The sequence below is a fragment of the Streptomyces sp. CA-179760 genome (genome assembly GCF_050937045.1).
In the GTDB taxonomy this organism is placed as follows: Bacteria; Actinomycetota; Actinomycetes; order Streptomycetales; family Streptomycetaceae; genus Streptomyces.
Window position 1 is genome coordinate 8,791,533 of the sequence record NZ_JBNJLZ010000001.1, and the last position, 17,700, is coordinate 8,809,232.

Annotated in this window: 13 protein-coding genes and 3 pseudogenes; 7 read left to right on the forward strand and 9 right to left on the reverse strand. The window is 69.0% G+C overall.

The window, feature by feature from the left end; all coding sequences use genetic code 11:
* The gene (locus ACQEV8_RS39750) at positions 1-2,295 is read left to right on the forward strand and encodes an FdhF/YdeP family oxidoreductase (RefSeq protein ID WP_432970935.1); all 2,295 of its coding nucleotides are present in this window, start codon (positions 1-3) and stop codon (positions 2,293-2,295) included.
* 787 nt (positions 2,296-3,082) lie between these two features.
* Here ACQEV8_RS39750 and ACQEV8_RS39755 read toward each other — a convergent pair.
* A pseudogene (locus ACQEV8_RS39755) lies at positions 3,083-3,746 on the reverse strand (helix-turn-helix domain-containing protein); the annotation flags it as partial.
* A 53-nt stretch (positions 3,747-3,799) separates the two neighbouring features.
* Positions 3,800-4,183, reverse strand: a complete 384-nt coding sequence (locus ACQEV8_RS39760) for a hypothetical protein (RefSeq protein ID WP_432970938.1) — start codon at positions 4,181-4,183, stop codon at positions 3,800-3,802.
* A gap of 395 nt (positions 4,184-4,578) precedes the next feature.
* Here ACQEV8_RS39760 and ACQEV8_RS39765 point away from each other — a divergent pair, with 395 nt between their 5' ends.
* Positions 4,579-5,097 carry a YceI family protein gene (locus ACQEV8_RS39765; RefSeq protein WP_432970941.1) on the forward strand — a complete coding sequence of 173 codons (519 nt, stop codon included), beginning with the start codon at positions 4,579-4,581 and terminating at the stop codon, positions 5,095-5,097.
* Here the strand turns inward: ACQEV8_RS39765 and ACQEV8_RS39770 are convergent.
* Complete coding sequence (locus tag ACQEV8_RS39770) at positions 5,069-5,998, reverse strand: Mu transposase domain-containing protein (RefSeq protein ID WP_432970944.1); 930 nt, start codon at positions 5,996-5,998, stop codon at positions 5,069-5,071. The two genes, ACQEV8_RS39765 and ACQEV8_RS39770, sit on opposite strands and share 29 nt — an antisense overlap.
* 233 nt (positions 5,999-6,231) lie before the next feature.
* Here ACQEV8_RS39770 and ACQEV8_RS39775 point away from each other — a divergent pair, with 233 nt between their 5' ends.
* Both ACQEV8_RS39775 and ACQEV8_RS39780 read left to right on the forward strand, forming a co-directional pair.
* A complete protein-coding gene (locus tag ACQEV8_RS39775; RefSeq protein WP_432970947.1) occupies positions 6,232-7,308 on the forward strand; it encodes a hypothetical protein in 1,077 nt (358 codons plus the stop codon).
* 167 nt (positions 7,309-7,475) lie between these two features.
* Positions 7,476-7,900: pseudogene (locus ACQEV8_RS39780) on the forward strand (helix-turn-helix domain-containing protein); the annotation flags it as partial.
* Positions 7,901-8,105: 205 nt separating this feature from the next.
* On the opposite strand, the pseudogene ACQEV8_RS39785 reads toward ACQEV8_RS39780, so the two are convergent.
* Both ACQEV8_RS39785 and ACQEV8_RS39790 read right to left on the reverse strand, forming a co-directional pair.
* Positions 8,106-9,487: pseudogene (locus tag ACQEV8_RS39785) on the reverse strand (L-serine ammonia-lyase).
* A gap of 207 nt (positions 9,488-9,694) precedes the next feature.
* Entirely contained in the window at positions 9,695-10,414 is a 720-nt protein-coding gene (locus tag ACQEV8_RS39790; protein ID WP_432970950.1) for a B3/B4 domain-containing protein, read from the reverse strand.
* A gap of 153 nt (positions 10,415-10,567) precedes the next feature.
* Between ACQEV8_RS39790 and ACQEV8_RS39795 the strand changes: the two genes are divergently transcribed.
* Positions 10,568-11,143, forward strand: a complete 576-nt coding sequence (locus ACQEV8_RS39795) for a helix-turn-helix domain-containing protein (RefSeq protein WP_432970953.1) — start codon at positions 10,568-10,570, stop codon at positions 11,141-11,143.
* Between the two features lie 9 nt (positions 11,144-11,152).
* On the opposite strand, the gene ACQEV8_RS39800 is transcribed toward ACQEV8_RS39795, so the two are convergent.
* Entirely contained in the window at positions 11,153-11,857 is a 705-nt protein-coding gene (locus tag ACQEV8_RS39800; RefSeq protein WP_432970956.1) for a FadR/GntR family transcriptional regulator, read from the reverse strand.
* Positions 11,858-12,057: 200 nt separating this feature from the next.
* Between ACQEV8_RS39800 and ACQEV8_RS39805 the strand changes: the two genes are divergently transcribed.
* Entirely contained in the window at positions 12,058-14,292 is a 2,235-nt protein-coding gene (locus ACQEV8_RS39805; RefSeq protein WP_432970959.1) for an alpha-L-fucosidase, read from the forward strand.
* Between the two features lie 32 nt (positions 14,293-14,324).
* Here ACQEV8_RS39805 and ACQEV8_RS39810 read toward each other — a convergent pair whose 3' ends face one another.
* Positions 14,325-15,560 carry an NAD(P)/FAD-dependent oxidoreductase gene (locus ACQEV8_RS39810; RefSeq protein ID WP_432973333.1) on the reverse strand — a complete coding sequence of 412 codons (1,236 nt, stop codon included), beginning with the start codon at positions 15,558-15,560 and terminating at the stop codon, positions 14,325-14,327.
* Between the two features lie 82 nt (positions 15,561-15,642).
* On the opposite strand from ACQEV8_RS39810, the gene ACQEV8_RS39815 reads away from it, so the two are divergent.
* On the forward strand, positions 15,643-15,849 hold the full coding sequence (locus tag ACQEV8_RS39815; RefSeq protein ID WP_432973336.1) for a helix-turn-helix domain-containing protein: 207 nt from the start codon (positions 15,643-15,645) through the stop codon (positions 15,847-15,849).
* A 9-nt stretch (positions 15,850-15,858) separates the two neighbouring features.
* On the opposite strand, the gene ACQEV8_RS39820 is transcribed toward ACQEV8_RS39815, so the two are convergent.
* Both ACQEV8_RS39820 and ACQEV8_RS39825 read right to left on the reverse strand, forming a co-directional pair.
* The gene (locus ACQEV8_RS39820; RefSeq protein ID WP_432970962.1) at positions 15,859-16,983 is read right to left on the reverse strand and encodes a sensor histidine kinase; all 1,125 of its coding nucleotides are present in this window, start codon (positions 16,981-16,983) and stop codon (positions 15,859-15,861) included.
* Positions 16,980-17,597 carry a response regulator gene (locus tag ACQEV8_RS39825; RefSeq protein WP_432973339.1) on the reverse strand — a complete coding sequence of 206 codons (618 nt, stop codon included), beginning with the start codon at positions 17,595-17,597 and terminating at the stop codon, positions 16,980-16,982. The genes ACQEV8_RS39820 and ACQEV8_RS39825 overlap by 4 nt, the downstream gene beginning before the upstream one ends.
* Positions 17,598-17,700 lie beyond the last annotated feature (103 nt).

Sequence of the window (17,700 nt, forward strand, 5' to 3'; positions counted from 1 at the left end):
ATGCCCCGAGAGGCTCCTGCCGAGGACCCCGGTGACTCCCGCCTGCGGGTGGGCCCGCCGAAGGACTACGCCGCGGGAATCCCCGCGGTCACCTCCTCGCTGCGCCATGCCCACGGGCAGATGGGCGTCCGCCGCAGTCTGCTGACCCTGCTGAGCGTCAATCAGAAGTCGGGCTTCGACTGCCCGGGCTGCGCCTGGCCCGAGCCCGGGCAGCGGCACCGCGCCGAGTTCTGCGAGAACGGCGCCAAGGCGGTGGCCGAGGAGGCGACCCTGCGCCGGGTCGGCCCCGGCTTCTTCGCCGAGCACACCCTGGCGGAGCTCGCCGGCCGCAGCGACTACTGGCTCGGCCAGCAGGGCCGCCTCACCCACCCCGTGTACCGCCCGGCGGGCAGCGACCGCTACCGGCAGATCACCTGGGACGAGGCGTTCGCCGTGATCGCCCGGGAGCTGGGCGCACTCGACTCACCGGACCAGGCCGCCTTCTACACCTCCGGCCGGGCGAGCAACGAAGCCGCCTTCCTCTACCAGTTGTTCGTCCGGCTCCTCGGCACCAACAACCTGCCGGACTGCTCCAACATGTGCCACGAGTCGAGCGGTTCCGCCCTGACCGAGACCATCGGCATCGGCAAGGGCAGCGTCCGTCTGGACGACCTGTACGAGGCCGACCTGATCCTCGTCGTGGGGCAGAACCCGGGCACCAACCACCCCCGGATGCTCTCGGCGCTCGAAACCGCCAAGGACCGGGGCGCACGCGTCATCGCCGTCAACCCGCTGCCCGAAGCGGGACTTCTCCGGTTCAAGAACCCCCAGCGGCCCTCCGGCGTGCTGGGTCCGGGCACCCAGCTGTCCGACCGGTTCCTCCAGATCAGGCTCGGCGGCGACCAGGCCCTCTTCCAGGCCTTCAACCGCATGCTCCTGGAGGCGGAGGACGACGCTCCCGGCACGGTCCTCGACCGTGACTTCATCGCCGCGCACACCCACGGCTTCGACGAGTTCGCCGACCAGGCCCGCAAGACGTCCTGGGACGACGTCCTGGAGGCGACCGGCCTGTCGGCGCGGGAGATCCAAGAGGCGTTCCAGGAGGTGCTGACCGCCCGGAAGATCGTCGTCTGCTGGGCGATGGGCCTCACCCAGCACCGCCACTCGGTCCCGACGATCCGCGAGGTCGTCAACTTCCTGCTGCTGCGCGGCAACATCGGACGCCCCGGCGCCGGGCTCTGCCCCGTGCGCGGCCACTCCAACGTCCAGGGCGACCGGACCATGGGCATCTATGAGAAGCCGGACGCCGCCTTCCTCGACGCGCTCGGCGCCGAGTTCGGGTTCATGCCGCCGCGCCTCCATGGCTACGACGCGGTGGACACCATCCGCGCCATGCGGGACGGACAGGTACGGGTATTCGTCGCGCTCGGCGGCAACTTCGTCTCCGCCGCACCTGACACCGAACTCACCGAGCGGGCCATGCGCGACTGCGAGCTCACGGTGCAGATCTCCACCAAGCTCAACCGGTCCCATGCGGTGGCCGGCCGCCAGGCCCTCATCCTGCCCTGCCTGGGCCGCACCGAAGCCGACCTGAGGCCCGCGGGCCCGCAACTGGTGACGGTCGAGGACTCCATGGGCATGGTGCATCTCTCGCGTGGCCGGCTGGCACCGGCCTCCGACGCCTTGCTGAGCGAGGTCGGGATCATCTGCCGGATGGCGAGCGCAACCCTCGGAGCCGGCGGCCCGCAGGTGCCCTGGGCGGACTTCATGGCCGACTACGACCGGATCCGGGACAGGATCGCTCGGGTGATTCCAGGTTTCGAGGCCTTCAACGCCCGGGTGCGTGAGCCGGGCGGCTTCGCGACTCCTCATCCGCCACGGGACGAGCGGCGCTTCCCCACCAGGACCGGACTGGCCAACTTCACCGTCAACCCCCTGGAAGTGCTCCGCGTCCCGCAGGGGCGGTTGCTCCTGCAGACCATCCGTTCGCACGACCAGTACAACACCACCATCTACGGCCTGGACGACCGCTACCGAGGCGTCCACCAGGGCCGCAGGGTGCTCTTCATGCATCCGGACGACCTGACCGCACACGGCCTGGCCGAAGGCGAAACCGTCGACATCGTCAGCGAGTTCACCGACGGGGTGGACCGCCGGGCACCGGCGTTCCGTACGGTCGCCTACCCCACGCCCCGCGGCTGCTGCGCCGCCTACTTCCCGGAGACCAACGTCCTCGTCCCACTGGACTCCACGGCGGAGATCAGCAACACCCCCACGTCCAAGTCCATCGTGGTCCGGCTGGAGCCCGCGCGCTGACCGCGGGCCTCGGCCTCTCCCGCTCTCAGCACTCGATGACGTTGACCGCGAGCCCGCCGCGGGCCGTCTCCCTGTGCTTGACCAACATGTCCGCCCCCTGTCGCACTATGCCCTTGACCTGCATGTTCGAGGGTAGTTGAGTGGCCCTGCGCGCCAGTAGGGACTTCGGTAGAGCTTCCCGGTGCCGTAGATCGCGGTCCGCTCCCGCTTGCCGGTCAGCTTGTCTGGGCGCTTCTTCAGCCATCGGTCTTCTATATGCCCCGCCAGGACGGGGCCCTCCAGTGGTGCGTGATCACGAGCTGGTCGGTGCTGACGCGATCTGCCGCACGATCCAATCCCCGTTCGGAGAAAAACTCTTCTCGGTGGAAAACGGACGCATAAGCCACCGAGCTACTTCACGGCCTTCGAGCGCCGTTGCTGCTTCCGGTTCAGCGGGTCAAGGGCGCGGTTGGATCGGGAGTCCGCTCGCTCCTGATCGCAGACCCACTCGTCGAGCGCCGTGATCCGGTACATCACGCGCCGCCCCATGCGGAAGGTGGGAGGCCCCTGCCGGCGGTGTCACCAGACGTACAGCGTGTTGGGTGAGATGCCGAGGTACTCAGAGCCCTGGGAAGGGTCAGGAAGAGAAAGGGCGAGTTGGACGAACTGGGTTCTTGCGATAAAGAGATTCTCGCCGGTCAGAGGCACTCGCTTACGTGACCGCCCGTTGGACAGCCCGCTTCATGAAAGCGCGAGGTCAGCGGTCAAACTGCGGGGCCGCGCATAACTGACCCAGAACGGAGAGACGCCGTGACCGACCTCCCCGAAGACGGCCAGCCCATCGAAGCCGTACTGACGGTGTACAGCGGCACCACCTGAGCGGCCCGAACTCGTCCAGGCAGAAGACGACTTCGGGCTCGCTGTCCTCGGGTATGACCTCGCCGTCGGCGATGGCGTACAGGTGCTCGACGCGGGCCTTCTCGGCCGCGTAGTCCGGGTCGCGGGAGGTCTTCCACGTCTTCAGGCGTTGAGAAGAGACGCATTCCTCGCGGAGCAGGATGCGCGGGCCCTCGTGGCTGACGTCGTCGACCACCCCTCGGCGACCAGGAAGTCCGCCAGCTTGGTCGGCTCCAGGTCGAGAACGGCAGGTCGTGCTCGGTGGGCTTGGACTTGGCGATCTTCTTGACCTCGCGGCGCTCGGGCAGCGTGAACGTCTTCGGCCGGCCGCCGGAGTACTTCGGATGCAGCGAGTCGAAACCGTCGGTGTTGAAGTTGTGGATCACGTCCCGGACCCGGTCGTCGCTGGTGAACGACACCTTGGCGATCCTCGCCACCGGCATGCCCTGCGCGGACGACAGCACCATCTGAGCCCGCCGTCAGGTCACCACCGACCCGGTGCCCCTGCGGATGATCAGCAGCAGCCGCCTGCCCTCGGCGTCATCGATCTCACGGACCTGTACACGTCCAGCCACGTGATCATTCTGGTCCGGCCCGCCGCGCAGGGGACCACCCACGCGGCGGACTGTCACGAGGCAAACATTGTCAGCGCGCGGGTTAGTTCGGCGTCGTACTGATCGGCGTCGAAGTGAAAAACCGGAGGGTGCGCCTCATCAACGGGTACCTGCCAGTCGGACCACTCCACGATCCCACCGTGACGCTGCACGAACACAGACAGGTAGCCACAGCATCCGCCCGTGCACTCGGGCTCACCCAGTACTGCACGGCGTCCCTCGCTGGTCGCCCAGAGTGGCCCCCGGCCCTCGGCCGGCAACGCCTCCTCGACAAACAGGCCGCGGCCTCCCTCTCCGATCGCCGCAGCCACCACTTCGTCGCCATCGATCCGGAACGACAGCTGGGCAGCCCATCGGCGGCTCGGTGGCAACACGCTGACCTCAAGCCGATTGAACACCCAGGGACCCTACGTGAGTACTGGCCGACGCAGTTCCGTTCCTCTACTGGATGCGGGAGTCTGGCCGACTGCCGATCGACGCCCGAAGAGGCGAACGCCGCCTGATGCGGCGTTAGTTGTCACACAGGCAGGCTTGCTGTCGCTGTGCCGAGGCTGTATGCGTTGGACGTGGCCAGCTGGTTTCGTAAGCGAGAACGGACAACGTTTGTCGACGGTTTCGGACAGCGCTTTGGGGATCAACACCGCGGAAATGTTGATGAGAACTCACAACGCCTTGGCCGCCTGCCGGGACCTTCTTGTCAGCCACCCTGCACTTGGGGGCTGGCATACCCGCTGTAGCTGCGAGAGGCTGGCCCATCACGGGTTGATCTTCAGCACACGGAGGCTACGAGCTCATGGCAGCATCAGGGAATCAGCTCTTACCAGCAGCAGGTGTATACGAGATCGATCAGGCGGCATCAACGGTCCGCTTCGACACACGCGCCATGTTCGGGCTGCTCCCAGTCCGAGGTACCTTCGCCATCGGTCATGGCCGGATCACTGTGGCGGACCCGGCTGAAGAGTCGTTGGTGCACGTCGTGATGGAGGCAGGCAGCTTCGAGTCGGGCAATCAGCAGCGTGACGACCACGTCAGGTCCTCTGACTACCTGGACGTGGCTCGGCATCCCGAGATCGGCTTCCGGAGCCAGCGGCTGGAACGATCCGGCGCTGATGCCACTTTGTACGGCGAGTTGACGGTATGCGGGGTGACTCGGCCGATCGCCGTCACACTCGGCACAGTTGCCCACGAGGGCAAGCGGATGACAGCGAGCGGCACTACCACGATCGACAGGTATGCCTTCGGCATCACCAAGGCCAAGGGCATGACGGGGCGGCATCTCAAGATCACTTTGGAAGTCGTCGCACACCGCTGAACCGATCGAACTCGGACGCGTGCAGCAGGGCCCGCACCTTCCGGCCGATCAGCCTCACCGGCACCGAGTAGCGGTTGGTGCGGACGCTGATCTGGCTGAAGTGGTCCACCCGCAGACTGAACAGCCGCCCCGTCTCAAAGGGATTGTCCGGTAACGGCTGCAGCAGCGGCCGTTCGACGGCGAAGCACTCAGCGACCGGCCGCGGGCGGGTTCCGATCCGGCGCTGTTCGTCCTGCGCGTCCCACCGCTCGATCATCGCGTTCAGCTCGGCGAGCGAGGCGAACTCCGGGACGAGGACCATGTGATTGCGGTGGAACCAGCCGATCTGCCCCTCAACCCCGCCCTTCTCATGGGCGCCCCTCCAGGGCGGGCAGGCAATACGCGGCATCGATGCCGTAGTGCGAACGAAACGCGGTCCACCGCTCGTTCTCCGCCCGCGAGCCCGAGCCCAGCACCCGGGCCACCGCGGCACGCAAGTTGTCAAGCGCACCTTGCCGCAGGGGACGCCGCCCAGCACGCTGAGAGCGTGGACGTGGCCCTCCGGGAACTCCTCCTGGCCGCAGGAGGCGAAGACACGGTGCACGGCCTTGCCCGAACAGGACAGGCGCATCGCGAACACGAAGCAGGTGACCAACTCCCCCGCCAGACGTACCTTCACGTCGCCGAAGTCCACCTCCGCCTCGGCTCCCGGCCGGTGCGACCGCGGAATGAACGCCTGTACCGCCCCACGGCCCGCCTCGACGGCGATCTGCGGCCGGCGCTCGGCGACACAGGCCCGCACCATCGGATGGTTCACCGCCTTCGCCGCGTGCTCGTCCAGCAGCCGGTCGAAGAGCCGCTTGACGGTGTGGCGCTGCTTGCGCGGCGCCTCCAGATCCGCCCGCAGCATCTGGTCGATCAATGGCTTGAGACATCCAGACGGGTCCCGCGCGGCCTCGGTCCATGCTCCACCGCAAGCCCTCAAGCGTTGCCAGAACTCACAGACCTCGCTCTCCCGCGAAACGAGGCGTTCTCGGCCCTGAGCGACAAGTGGTGTCGTGATCCCTCAGCAAGACCAGCCAGCTGAACACCGATGCCACCAAAGCTGTCTGAGGCGGCCAGGGGGTGTCAGTGGATGGTGGCAGGATCACCGGCATGGTGTTCGTACGTACGACTCCGCCGCGGCCGCTGGATGTGACCGCGGTCTTTCCCGAGCTGGCGCCGTTGGCGCGTCCTGCGATCCGGCTGCATCCCCGTCCCGGGTCGCCTTCGGTCGAGGAGAGCTCGGTCGGGGGGCCGTCGTTGTGGCCGGTGGACGAGCTGTGGCCGCACTGTGAAGCCTCGCACCTGCACTATGACAGCGGGTTCCGCCAGTCACCGGCCGACGTCCGGCTCATGAGGCGCAGGGCGGCCCGGTGGCACGGTGATCACAGTGGTCCCGGGATGACGCCCGAGGAGCAGGCGGTCAAGGAGCGGAACGCCGCGGTGCTCGCGGAGCGGCTCGGCACCGGCGCTCCGTTGCCTGCGGACTGCCCGGTCCCCATGCTGCCCGTGGCCCAGCTGTATCTGCGCGACATACCCCTGTTGCGGCCGCCCGGCAAGGCCGATCTGCTCCAGGTTCTGTGGTGCCCCTACGACCACGAACCGTATTGCAAGCCGTTGACCGCGCTGTTCTGGCGGTCCGCCGCCGAGGTCGTCGATATCCTCGCCGCACCGCCCGAGCCGTACGAGGTGAACGACGACGGCTATCTGCCCGAGCCGTGCGTGCTGGCACCGGAGGCGATCACCGAATACCCCAACAGCCTCGATCTGAGCCCGCAGATGCAGCTGATGGTGGAGGACTGGAGCAGATGGCAGGCAGCCGGCGCCGATGTGGACAGCTTCTACGCGGACTATCCACGGGACTTCTATGACCCCGTCCTGGCAGACGCGCCCGGCTGGAAGGTAGGCGGCTGGCCTCCGTGGGGTCGCACCGACCCCAAGCCCCTGTTTTGCACCGTCTGTGATGCGCACATGGCCCCGCTGCTGACTATCGCCTCCTTCGAATGGGACGGCGACGAGGGACTCAGCTGGGCACCCTGCGAAGATCAGGCCGCCGCCCACGCCAGCGGTCATTGCTGTGGCCAGGACCCCTCGCAGCCGACCCAGGTAGAAGTGGGCAGCACCGACAACATGCAGATCTACGTCTGCCCGACCTCCTCCGAGCATCCCCACACCGACCTGATCCAGTGAACTGCCAGGCCTGTTACGTACCCTCCCGCAGCCGGTGACAGAAGTGCCGCCGAGCCAGGGTGGGTGACAGGCCGCTCGCCTCACGGCTGCGGGTCCCGCAACGCACGAGGCTCCTGTGCCGTTGGGGGAGGTGTTCGAAGTCCTCACCCGTCGGCACAGGAGCCTCGTTGGTTCCCCAACCTGCCGCACCCGAACCGCCGCACACGCTGGTTGAGTGGGTCACCAGGCTCATCGTCACCCGTGAAGGTGACCGCCGCTGCAAGCTCCCGCCGCACCAGCGGGCCCTGGTCGCGCTGGTGTACCTGCGCAAGCACGACACGCTCGCGCAGATCGCCGCCTGCTTCGGCATCTCGGTGGGCACCGGCCACGCCTATATCCGAAGCGTGGTCAACCTGCTCGCAGCCCGAACCCCCGGCTGCTCAAGGTCCTGCGTGAAGCCGACCCGGACTTCGTCCTGCTCGACGGCACCCTCGCCGCATGCGACCGCCTGGGCGACGGCCGGGCCGACTAGTCCGCCAAGCACCGCAGCCACGGGGTGAACGTTCAGGTTGATCGGCTATCAGGCAGGTGCTTCTGGCTGGGCGACAGCCTGGAATCTGCGTGAGCGATGCGCGAGAGGACGGCGCGGCATGTGTTGAAAGGAGCAGTACGAGCAAACTGAGGCAGCGGGTCGCCGACCTAGCACGAGGAGAAGCAGGGACATCCCAGGGACTTTTCAGGGACTTTCCGCCGAGTAAGCAGGGAAGGCCCTGGCAGCGCTGAAAGATCCGAACGCGCTGGTCAGGGCCACTATTTGCTCAGCACTCGATGATGTTCACCGCCAGCCCGCCCCGGGCCGTCTCCTTGTACTTCACCGACATGTCCGCCCCGGTGTCCTTCATCGTCTTGATGACCTTGTCGAGGGAGACCTTGTGGGAACCGTCGCCGCGCAGGGCCATGCGGGCGGCGGTGACGGCCTTGACCGCGGCCATGCCGTTGCGTTCGATGCACGGGATCTGGACCAGGCCGCCGACCGGGTCGCAGGTGAGACCGAGGTTGTGTTCCATGCCGATCTCGGCGGCGTTCTCGACCTGCTCCGGGGAACCGCCGAGGACCTCGGCCAGGGCGCCCGCCGCCATCGAGCAGGCGGAGCCGACCTCGCCCTGGCAGCCGACCTCGGCACCGGAGATGGAGGCGTTCTCCTTGAACAGCAATCCGATGGCGCCGGCCGCCAGCAGGAACCGGACCACGGCGTCGTCGTCGGCCCCGTGGACGAAGTTGACGTAGTAGTGCAGCACCGCGGGGATGATGCCGGCGGCTCCGTTGGTGGGGCGGTGACGACCCGACCGCCGGCCGCGTTCTCCTCGTTGACCGCCATGGCGTAGAGGGTCACCCACTCCAACGCCCGCCCCGCCGGGTCGCCGTCGGCTCGCAGTGCCTTGGCCACGGCGGTGGCACGGCGGCGGACCTTGAGCCCGCCGGGCAGTATGCCCTCACAGGACAGCCCGCGCGCCACGCACTCCCGCATCACCCGCCAGATCTCCAGCAGTCCCGCGCGGATCTCCTCATCGCTGCGCCAGGACCGCTCGTTCTCCAGCATCAGAGCCGAGATCGACAGGCCCGTCTCCCGGGTCAGGCGCAGCAGTTCGTCACCGCTGCCGAAGGGGTGCTTCAGCACGGTGTCGTCGAGCTTGACCCGGTCCGCGCCGACCGCCTCCTCGTCGACGACGAACCCGCCGCCGACCGAGTAGTACGTCCTCTCCGCCAGCGGCAGCCCCTCGGCGTCGTAGGCGAAGAGCGTCATGCCGTTGGCGTGGTACGGCAGGGAACGGCGCCGGTGCAGGACCAGGTGGCGTTGCGTGTCGAAGCCGATCTCGTGGGTGTCGCCGAGTTCGCGGCCCAGCAGGCGAAGCCTGCCCGTCGACGCGATCCGCTGGACGTCCCCGTCGGCCTCGCCGACGTCCACCGTGTGCGGCTCGTTCCCCTCCAGGCCGAGCAGGACGGCCTTGGGACTGCCGTGGCCGTGGCCGGTGGCGCCGAGGGAACCGAAGAGTTCCGCTCGTACCGACGCCGTCCGCGGGAGCAGACCTTCCTTCTCCAGCCGGCCCGCGAACATCCGGGCGGCCCGCATGGGGCCGACGGTGTGCGAACTGGACGGGCCTATGCCGATGGAGAAGAGGTCGAAGACGGAGATGGCCACGGGCGGGCTCCCTTGTCTGCGCGTGGGCGTGACGAGAGGTCCGGCGGTACCTCCGGATCGCGGCTGCCGCAGTTTCTGATGAAGCAACCAGACTCTCTATGCGCAACAGCCTTTCTCCCGTGGCCGGGCTTGTCAAGACGGCTGCCGTTCCTCGCGCGGCGGCGTTCGTCGTCGCCGGAAAGCTATGGGCAAGGGCGCTCGCCGGCGTCAACTCTGGTCAGGCACGGTGACCTGGGGCCGGGCCGGGCTGAGGTAGCACTCGGATGTCCGTGTGGCGTGCGGGGCGAGCAGGTCCAGCAGCCGGTCGGCCGCGAGCTTGAGGAGGTCGCCGTCGCGCTCCACGTGGAGGGTTTCCAGGGCGAAGACCACATGGGTGGAGTCCTCGGTGACGCGGGTGCGGTGGGCGTCGCGGTGGTTCCAGTGCCGGGTCAGGACCCCGGCGGCGTCCGCGTAGACGATCTCGCCGGGCCTGGGGTGCTCGACGGTGCCGGGTTCGCCGAGCGGGGTGAAGGACTCGGTGCCGTCCGCGTGGTCGATGTCGATGTCGCCGGAAACCTGGTCCAGGTCGAAGGCGCCGGCGGGCAGGCCGTGGCGGACCGAGACGGCATTGTAGGAGTCGACGGCCGCATTGATGCGCGGCAGCGTTCCCTTCTTGGCGAAGCGACGGCCGAGTGCGTCGACGCTGGGGCGAATGCGGCGCGGGTTGGTACCGAAGGAGCGGTAGGCGGTGTGCCAGGCCTCGATGCGGGGGTCGGTCTCGTCGGCAGGGTGCCAGGTACCGGCGGCGACCTGCTGCTCCAGTTCCTTCAGGGCCGCGCTGGTGTGAGGCCAGGGCTCGCGGACACGCAGGCCGGTGGCGGTGACGAGGGCGATGAGGGTGCCGGGGAAGGCGTCCGCGACGGCGGGGAAGAGGTGGAAGGAGGTCATGGGCGGGTTTCCGTTTCCTGCGGCCGGGCTGGGGTGGTGGGCGAGTCGAGGCCCTGTCCGTACTTTGGAACGACCAGACCGTACAATGTAACGACCGATCGATGTCAACCAAACGACCGAGCGGTGCATTGGAATGGTCAGGAGGGAGCTCACATGGTCGAGACAGCCGCGGCCCTGCGGACCGTCGCGCACAACGTCCGCGCGGCACGCACCCGGGCCGGCCTGTCCCTGGAGGAGCTCGGCCGCCGGTCCCAGGTGAGCAAGGGCGCCCTGGTCGCGCTGGAGAAGGCCCAGGGAAACCCCAATCTGGCCACCCTGGTCCGACTGGCCGACACTCTCGGCATCTCGGTGTCCGCCCTGATGCAGGGGTCGCCCGAAGGCCGTGTCGTCCGTGTCGTGGCCGCAGCCGCCGTGGCTCCCCTGTGGACCGGCGAGCGGGGCAGCGAGGCCCGGCTCATGCTGACGACCTCGGGCCCGGCTCCCGTCGAGGTCTGGCACTGGCGCCTGGAGCCGGACGAGGAGTACCCCAGCCACCCCCACCAGGCGGGGGTCGTGGAAACCGTCAGCGTCACCTCGGGCCGCATGACCCTGATCGTCGACGGCGCGGAACACACCCTGGAAGCCGGGCAGACCGCCACGTTCGACGGCGACGCCTCGCACACCTACCGCGGCTCCGGCGCGGAACCCTGCGAACTGATCATGACGGTCCACCTGCCGCCCGCGCCCTGAATCACGGCCTCAGTTCAGGAGAGCCGCGCCCGAGCCCAGGTGTTCCCGCAGCCACTGCTCCGTGTTGCTCACATGGAGCAGTGCCGCCGCCTGGCTGAGGGCGGCGTCACGCGCGGCCAGGGCATTGAAGATCGCCTCGTGCTCGGCGAGGGTCCGGCCCGCGGCCCGGGTGTCGACCAGCCCGCGCCAGATGCGGGCGCGCAGGGTACGGCCGGAGATGCCCTCCAGCAGGGTGAGGAGGCTCTCGTTGCCCGTGGCCGAGACGACGGCGCGATGGAAGGCGGCGTCATGGGCGTTGAGCTGCTCGACATCGTCACGGGCCTCGCGCATGGCATCCAAGTGCCGCTCCACCTCGGCCAGTTGGATGTCCGAGATCCGGGTGGCGGCCAGCGCCGTGGCGACCGGTTCGAGGAGCCGACGTACCTCCATGAGGTCTTGGAGCGCGGCCGAGTCGCCCTGCAGCAGTTCCACCGCTCCGCCGAGCCCTCCCAGGAGCAGGCTCGGCTGCAGGCTGGTCACGTACGTGCCGTCGCCCCGGCGGACCTCCAGCACTCGCGCGACGGCCAGAGCCTTGACGGCTTCGCGCGCCAGATTGCGGGACAAACCCAACTGGGCGGCCAGGTCCGCCTCCGGAGGGAGCTTCGAACCCGGAGGCAGGGCGCCGGTCCTGATCAGCTCGCGGATCTGCTCGATGGCCTTGTCCGTGAGAGACATCGCGAACTCCTCGCCAGCCGGATAGTGCCGGGAAACATACCATGTCTGATTGATCGGAGAGTCCCATTTATCCAGAAACGTCCGGTGATGCATGAGAGTTGCTGGCTCTATTCGTCCCGTCGAACCCGTTGACATCCCATGACTCAGGGCAGATCTTCGTGCCTAACGTCTCCTGCCCCTCTCATACCAGGGATGTCTCCATGCCGAAATCTTCGATCAACAGACGCCTCTTCCTGGCCGGCGCCACCTGCGTGGCCGCCGCGGCCGGCGCCGGAGGTGTGTTCGGTGCCGGCAGCGCGCAGGCGGCGCCCCGGACGTACACGCCCGACTGGGATTCGGTGGACCGGCACCCGCCGGCCCCGGAGTGGTTCCAGGACGCCAAGTTCGGCGTCTACTTCCACTGGGGCGCCTTCAGTGTTCCGGCCTACGACAGCGAGTGGTACCCGCGCAACATGTACGCGGGCGGCAGCGACGCGAACAAGCACCACATCGCGACCTACGGCAGTCCGTCGGCGTGGCCGTTCCACAACTTCATCGACGGCGCACGGGACCTGGCGGGCAACACGGTGCAGTTCGCGCCGAAGCTGAAGTCCGCGGGCGGGAACTTCGACCCGGACGAGTGGGCGCAGCTGTTCGTCGACGCGGGCGCGAGGTTCGCCGGCCCCGTGGCGGAGCACCATGACGGCTTCTCCATGTGGGACAGCCAGGTCAACGAGTGGAACTCGGTGGACAGGGGCCCGGGGCTGGACCTGCTGCGGATCTTCACCACGGCCATCCGCGCCAAGGGCCTCAAGCTGCTGGTGGCGATGCACCACGCGTACAACTACAACGGCTACTTCGAGCACGCGCCCGCCCAGACGGACCCCAGTCTCAAGAAGCTCTACGGGCAGTTGGGCGCGACGGAGGAGAACCAGCTCTGGTACGACAAGCTCAAGGAGGTCATCGACCGGGCCGAACCCGACATCCTCTGGCAGGACTTCAAGCTGGACGCCGTCGACGAGACGCAGCGGCTGAACTTCCTGGCGTACTACTACAACCAGGCTCTCGGCTGGGGCCGTGAGGTCGTCGCCACGTACAAGGACGGCATGAACGGCAAGGGCGAGGTCTTCGACTACGAGCGCGGCGGCCCGGCCGACCTCACCGCCCCGTACTGGCTGACCGACGACAGCGTCTCCAGCAACAGCTGGTGCCACACCGAGAACATCGGCTACTACAGCACCCGCCAGATGCTGCACTCCTTCATCGACCGGGTCAGCAAGAACGGCAACATGCTGCTGAACATCGCGCCGAAGGCCGATGGCACCGTCCCCCAGGTCCAGAAGGACATCCTGCTGGGCATAGGGAACCACCTGAAGCGCTTCGGCGAGGCGGTGTACTCGACCCGTGCGTGGACCACGTACGGCGAGGGGCCGACGAAGATGGGCGGCGGCTCCTTCACTCGGCCCACGGCCGGCACCGCACAGGACATCCGCTTCACACGGAACAAGAGGAACACCGTCCTGTACGCCACGGTGCTCGGCTGGCCCGGCAGCTCACTGACCGTCAAGACGCTGAACACGGACCGGATCGACCTCTCGTCGCTGACCTCGGTGAAGCTGCTCGGCTCCACCGCGGGCACCTACGCCGACCTGCCCAAGCCGATACAGAACGCGTCGGGGCTGACGGTCACCCTGCCGTCCTCGCCGCCGTACAGCGCCGATGCCTACGTCCTGAAGCTCGTGTTCTCCGGCCGGATCCCCGGCCTGCGCCCGCTGGCAGGTGCCGTCGGCTACCGGGACGTGAACCACTCCGGCATCGCCGCCGTGCTCCCCGTCTGCGACTACACCGCGGACGAACTGACCGCGGCCGGACTGGGCAGACGCACCCTCTCCTCCCTGCGACTGGCCCCCGGATACCAGCTGATCGGCTACTCGGGCGACCACTTCACCGGCACCTCCTGGACGTTCACCGCCGACAACGCCGACCTGCGGGGCACCGGCGGCAACGACCGGGTCACCTCCCTCAAGGTCCAGTTCAGGCCCTCGACGTACTTCCGCCTCACCAACGTCACCGACGGACTGGCTCTCGACAGCGGCGGCGACGTCGCCTCCGGGGCCGACCTCAAGCAGTGGACCTGGGACGGCAGCACCAATCTGCAGTGGCAGGCGGTGGAGGTCGGAGGCGGCTACTACAAGCTGGTCAACCGCGCCAATGGCATGGTCGCCGACGGCTGGGGCGCCACGACAAACGGTTCCGCCGCCCGGCAGGCTGCCTGGAACGGCGGAGCCAACCAGCAGTGGACGATCACCCACCGGGGCGACGGCCGCTACTCGATCGCCAACCGGACCACCGGCCTGGTCCTCGACGGCGGTGGCGACGTGCCCTCGGGCTCCGTCACCAAGCAGTGGACGTACGACAGCAGCACCAACCTGCTGTGGACCTTCACCGCCCTCTGACCGCCGCCCCCGCCGTCAGGGACGGCGGCTGATCACGTCGGCCGGCCTCGCCAGCCGGGACGCACGCTGACGCCCGCCGAGTTCCTTGCGGTCCGCGCGGCTGTAAGCCAGATACATGGAGCGCACGCCCAGCCAGCGCAGCGGTTCGACCTCCCACTTCCGTGAGGTGTGGCCCACCCAGGGGAGCCGGGTGAGTTCGGTGTCCTGGCCGAGGACCAGGTCGCGCAGGGTGCGGCCGGCCAGGTTGGTGGTGGTGAGGCCCTGGCCGACGTATCCGCCGGCGTGCCCGAGTCCGGTGGCCGGGTCGAAGACCGCGCTGGAACACCAGTCCCGGGGACGCCGAGGACCCCGCACCAGGCGTGTTCCACCCGGTGGCCGCGCGTGGCGAGGAACCTGCGGTGCAGGATCGAGGTGAGGGACCGGATGGTCGCCTCCTGTGTGGCGCCGTCGCGGTCGGTGGCCGAGCCGAAGCGGTAGGGGATGCCCCGTCCGCCGATCGCGATCCGGCCGTCGGCCGTGCGCTGGCCGTACATGTGGGAGTAGCACTTGTCGCCGAGGCTCTCGCCCCCGCTCCAGCCGATCTCGTCCCACACGGACTCCGGCAGGGGCTCGGTGACGATCATCGAGCTGTTCATGGGGAGCCAGGTGCGCCGTTCCCCGGCCAGGGACGCGGTGTAGCCCTCGGTCGCCCGCAGGATGACGGGCGCCCGGACGACACCCCGGTCGGTGTGCGCCCGGCCGCTCTCGATCCGGGTGACGGCGGTCGACTCCCGGATCGTGACGCCGAGGGACTCGACGACGTCGGCCAGGCCGCGGACGTAACGGGCGGGCTGCATCCGGGCGCAGTGCGGGGTGTAGGCGGCCTTGACGGCTTCAGGGATGCGGAGGCGCTCACGCAGTTCGCCGTCGTCCAGCAGCCGGGACTCGCTGACGCCCCACTTGTGGTCCTCGGTGACCCCGGAGGTCAGCCGCCGCACCTGCGACGGGGAACAGGCGATGCGGAGGGTGCCGCCCTTGACGACATCGGCCTCGATTCCCTCGGCCGCGCCGACGGCGACGATCTCGTCCACGGCCTCGTGCATCAGGCGCTGCTGCGCCTTGGTCGCCTCGACGCCGTACAGCTCCGCGAACCTGTCCCGGGAGCCGGCGAGCAGCCCGGAGGCCCAGCCCCCGTTGCGCCCGGAGGCACCGTAGCCCGCGAACTCCCGCTCCAGGACGACGATCCGGAGGGCGGGGTCGGCCTTCTTCAGGTAGTAGGCGGTCCACAGACCGGTCCAGGCCTACGCCGAGCGCCAACTGTCCGCGCTGCTCGCCCACGACCAGGACCACGGCACGGACCTGCTGACCACCCTGCGCCACTACCTCGCCTCCGCGGGCAACAAGTCGATCGCGTCCCGGTGCAGTCACCTGTCACGACAGGCGCTCTACCAACGCCTGCACCTCATCGAGGACATCCTGCACGCGGACCTCGAGTCCGGCGACTGCCGGGCGCAGTTGCACGTCGCGATCGCGGCCCTGGACGCACAACGGGCACGACACCGGCCGGGCCGGACGTGATCCCCGTCGTCACCCTGCGGGGTCCGGGATCCGCAGGCTCACCTCGTAGCCCCCGTCGGCGGTGGGGCCCGACGCGAAGGCGCCGCCGAGGAGTTCCGCGCGCTCCTTGAGCCCGACGAGGCCCTGACCGGACCCGGGCAGCGGGAGGGAGGGGCGGGTGGGAGGTGTGTTCGTGACGGTCACACCGAAGGCCTCGCCGTCGTCGGCACACCAGAGCCGTACGGTCGCGGTGGCGCCGGGTGCGTGCTTGCGCACGTTGGTGAGGGCTTCCTGCACGGTGCGGTACACGGCGCGCTGGGCGGGCGGGCCGACATCGGGCCGGAGTTCGCCCACCAGTTCGGTGTCGATGCCGCTGGTCGCCAGGAGCTTGCGCAGGTCGGCGAGGGTCGGCTGCGGGGTGAGTTCGGTGGCGTGCCCGCCCGAGGCTCTGAGCAGGGTGACCATGTGGCGCAGTTCGTCGAGGGTGTCGACGCTGAGGGAGCGGATGGTGCGGGCGCCCTCCTTGAAGTCCGGGTCCGTGGCGGCGACCTGGAGGGCACCGGCCTGCACGGCGATCAGACTGACCTGATGGGAGACGACGTCGTGCATCTCACGGGCCAGCTGGGCGCGCTCGCGGGCGAGGACGGCCTGGGAGTGCAGCAGCCGTTCGTGCTCGCGTGCCTCCTCGATCTCGACCAGACGACGGGCCAGATCCCGGCGCGCCTGGACGAGCTGGCCCAGCAGGACGGGCGCCGTGGCCGTGGCGAGCGTGTAGAAGAAGTAGACGAGGGTCCAGGTGCGGTCGCGCGAGGCGAAGTCGTCCAGGGGCCAGGGCGCGGCTGACGCCAGGGCGAACAGCAGGGCGCTCACGACCAGGAGACGGCGGTCGCGGGACCGTTCCGCCAGCGTGAACAGAGCGGCGAACGGGGCGAAGACGATGTCCAGCATCAGACTGGCCGGAAGCGTGCACGCGAACACCGCGAGAGGGAAGCGGCGGCGGAACACGAGCGCGGCACAGCCCGCGGCGGCCACCGCCGTCGCGAGCCGGGAGCCCTCGTCCAGGTTGAACCAGACGTCCCCAGCCGCGATCGCGACGATGACGGCGTCGAGGACCGGCTCGGGGACGCGCGCCCACCACGCGCGGCGGACTGTCATCGCCCGGACCCCGAACGCCGTCGCCCGTCGAGCAGACCCGCCCGCTGCGCGAGCAGCGCGGCCTGCACCCGGCTGCCGACCCGCAACTTGGTGAGGATCGCGCTGACGTGATCCTTCACCGTGCCCGCGCTGAGGTGGACACGGGCACCGATCTCCGTGTTGGACAGTCCCTCCGCGACCAGGACGAGCACCTCGCGCTCGCGCTCGGTGAGCCGTCCCACGCGTGCTGCCTCGGCATCGTCGGCCACCGCGGCCCCGGGATGGCTCTGCCACACGGCGCGGGACGCCTTCGGCGACATCACGACGCCGCCCGCGGCCAGGGTCCGTACCAGCTGCGCGAGTTGGTCGGGCTCGGTGTCCTTGAGCAGGAATCCGGCCGCTCCGGAGCGCAGCGCGGTGAGGACGTACTCGTCCGCGTCGAACGTCGTCAGCATCGCCACCACCGGCGGCTTCGGCAGGGCGCGCACCTCCCGCAGCACGGTCAGTCCGTCGACGTCCGGCATCCGGATGTCCAGCAGCACGACGTCCGGCCGCTCCCGCCGCACGCTGTCGACGGCCTCCGCGCCCGCCGTGGCCGCGACGACCTCGATGTCGTCCGCCGCGCCCAGGATCATCTTGAAGCCGGAGCGCACCAGCGCCTCGTCGTCCACCACCACTACCCGGATCACGCGTGCTCCGCCTCTTCGTCCCGGTGCGTACGCCTCCGGCCGCACGTCG